The organism is Mesorhizobium sp. M7D.F.Ca.US.004.01.2.1, assembly GCF_003997785.1.
GTDB lineage: Bacteria > Pseudomonadota > Alphaproteobacteria > Rhizobiales > Rhizobiaceae > Mesorhizobium > Mesorhizobium loti.
The window spans coordinates 1-3,168 of sequence record NZ_RZRQ01000498.1; the positions used below are offsets into that span (position 1 = coordinate 1).

The following is a 3,168-nucleotide window of genomic DNA, read 5'->3' on the forward strand; positions in this document are numbered from 1 at the left end:
GACCATGTCGAAGGCCTCACGGCTGATCCAGCTTGGCGCGCATGTCACCGAAGGCCTTGGCGCCGGATCGCAACCGGAAGTCGGCCGTGCGGCGGCGGAAGAGTGCATCGACGAAATTCTCGATCACCTGACCAACACCCATATGTGCTTCGTCACCGCCGGCATGGGCGGCGGCACCGGTACGGGTGCTGCTCCCGTCGTTGCCCGCGCTGCCCGCGAAAAGGGCATCCTCACCGTCGGCGTCGTCACTAAGCCGTTCCATTTCGAAGGCCAGCGCCGCATGAAGACGGCGGACTTCGGCATCGAGGAATTGCAGAAATGCGTCGATACGCTGATCGTCATCCCCAACCAGAACCTGTTCCGGCTGGCCAATGACAAGACCACCTTCGCCGACGCCTTCGCCATGGCCGACCAGGTGCTCTATTCCGGTGTTGCCTGCATCACCGACCTGATGGTCAAGGAAGGCCTGATCAATCTCGACTTCGCCGACGTCCGTTCCGTCATGCGCGAGATGGGCAAGGCAATGATGGGCACCGGCGAGGCTTCGGGCGAGGGTCGCGCGATGGCCGCCGCCGAAGCGGCAATCGCCAACCCGTTGCTCGACGAGACCTCGATGAAGGGCGCCAAGGGCCTGCTGATCTCGATCACCGGCGGCCGCGACCTGACGCTGTTCGAAGTCGACGAAGCGGCAACGCGTATCCGCGAGGAAGTCGACCAGGACGCCAACATCATCCTGGGCGCCACCTTCGACGAGGAACTCGAAGGCGTCATCCGCGTCTCGGTGGTTGCCACCGGCATCGACAAGTCGGCGGCTGAAATCGCCGCTGCGCCGATCTCGATCCGCACGGCGCCGCCGAAGCCGGTCAGCCGCCCAGCCGTTGCCGCGGTGGAAAGCCGCCCGGCGCCGGTCCAGCAGGCGGCATACGAGCCACGCGCGGCCGACCCGGTCGCCGAAGCCATCCAGCTGGCCGAAGCCAATGCCGCGGCCATGGCTCAGGCGCGCCCGGCTCTGGTCGCTCACGCTGAAGATTTCCGCCCGCAGAGCAAGATCTTCCAGGCGCCGCCAGCACAGCCGATGCCGCAGCCGGTGGTCCAGCAGATGATGCAGCCGGCTCCGCAGCCGCGCGAGATGCTGCGCGAAGCCCCGCAGCCGGTTGCCATGGCGCCGCAGCGGATGCCGCGCGTCGAGGACTTTCCGCCCGTCGTCAAGGCCGAGGTGGATGCCAAGAGCCGCCCGGTCGACCACGAGAACAACAGCGGACCGATGGGCCTGCTGAAGCGCCTGACCAACGGCCTGACCCGCCGCGAAGAAGAGCCTGCACGGCTGCAGCCGGCGCAGCCGCGCGAGCCCAAGCTGCGCCAGGCAGCGCCCGAAGTGCGCCGTCTCGCCAGCCAGGACGCGCAGCTCTACGCACCGCGCCGTGGTCAGCTTGACGACCAGGGCCGCCTGACACCGCAGGTCAGGTCGACTCAGGAAGACGATCAGCTGGAGATTCCGGCGTTCTTGCGCCGCCAGGCCAACTGATTGGTAAACGGACTGTAACATTTGTTAACAGGCAAGCGAGGAATCGCTTGCCTGTTAACGTTTTAAATGATGTGATTTCAATCACTTACCAAATCGTGCCCATTCCAGTTTGCGGTTACACAGAGTAAGAAACCGTGATTTGGAGTCTCCCTGACGGGACATTATCTTCGCTGCCTACCATCGTCGGTTTGCCGGGATTTCGGGGGAAGTCGCCCTGCTTGCCGATTCACACAAGAGCCGCGCCCTCGGGCTGGAGAAGCGGACCTAGGCATTACGGGCTTATGGGGATTGTCTTGCACGACTATCAGACGACATTGAAGACGCGCGCGTCGCTTACTGGCACCGGCGTCCACAGCGGCAAGGAAGTTTCCATCAGCTTTTTGCCGGCGGATGCCGACACCGGTATCGTTTTCCAGCTTTTCAACGGTGCAGAGCAGGGCCGCGAGTTCCGCGCCCTGGTCTCGGAAGTCGGCGCTACCGACCTGTGCACTATGCTTGGTGATCCCGCGGGCGAACACATCGCCACGGTCGAGCACATCATGGCGGCGCTGTTCGGGCTCGGCATCGACAATGTCGCCATCGAGATCGATGGTTCCGAGGTTCCGATCTTCGACGGCAGCGCCATGGCGTTCGTCGGAGCCATCGATCAGGCGGGCATCGAGACGCTCTCGGTCAAGCGCCGCTATATCAGGGTCATCAAGCCGGTCCGCATCGAGAACGGCGCCTCCTGGGCGGAGTTCAGGCCCTATGACGGCACCCGTTTCGAGATCGAGATCGACTTCGAAAGCCCGGCAATCGGCCGTCAGCTGTTCGCATCCGACCTCAATGCCGATATCTTCCGCCGCGACATCGCGCGCGCGCGCACCTTCGGCTTCATGAAGGATGTCGAGCGGCTGTGGGCCGCCGGCTATGCGCTCGGCTCCTCGCTGGAGAACTCGCTGGTGATCGGTGACGACAACCGCGTCATCAACATGGGCGGCCTGCGCTATCCCAACGAATTCGTGCGCCACAAGACGCTGGACGCCATGGGCGACCTGGCGCTGGCCGGTGCCCGCTTCATCGGCTGCTTCCGCTCCTATCGCGGGGGCCACAGGATGAACGCTGCGGCCCTGCGCCGCCTGCTGTCGGATCGGACTGCGTTCGAGATCGTCGAGACGACGCGCCGCGAGCGCGGTCGCAGCGCCGAGATGAACGCCGTCAACGCGCCGCTCTACGCGCCCTGGATGATCTGATTCTCTTAACTTTTTTCGGATTTCATGGCAGGCAGAGGTGTTGCATGAATGCACCACCTGCTGGCGAAATTACATGGGTGTCGGGCCGCCCGCTTGTCGCCACAAAAATGCGCGATTGGCCGGCGATAGCGTTGCCCGGCAAGGCGGTTATGGTTTATGGCTGCTGCCGTCGATTAGTGCATGTCGCCTAGAAGTGGGGACCAGTTTTGGGACAACGGCATGCGACGGGCATTAAAATAACGCCGAAAGGGCGGAATCCAATCATGTTTTTCAAGCGAGTTGGTCAATTGAAAGCGCCGCAGAGGGCTGTTTTCCTGGCGCTTTCGGTGGTTGTTCCATCGCTCTTTCTGTCGGCCTGCATGTCGTCGGAGAAAGATATCGACCTGTCGACCTATGTCGACCAGACCGAAC

At 63.1% G+C, this 3,168-nt stretch carries 2 protein-coding genes and 1 pseudogene; all 3 read left to right on the plus strand.

Annotated elements, in window-relative coordinates:
* Positions 1–1,525: cell division protein FtsZ (ftsZ, locus tag EN993_RS33680; RefSeq protein WP_127266039.1), on the plus strand; the 1,525-nt coding region annotated here is incomplete at its 5' end.
* A gap of 281 nt (positions 1,526–1,806) precedes the next feature.
* Positions 1,807–2,757 (plus strand): UDP-3-O-acyl-N-acetylglucosamine deacetylase, encoded by a 951-nt coding sequence (lpxC, locus tag EN993_RS33685; protein WP_127266040.1) that lies wholly within the window; start codon positions 1,807–1,809, stop codon positions 2,755–2,757.
* Between the two features lie 263 nt (positions 2,758–3,020).
* A pseudogene (locus tag EN993_RS38495) lies at positions 3,021–3,168 on the plus strand (outer membrane protein assembly factor BamD); the annotation flags it as partial.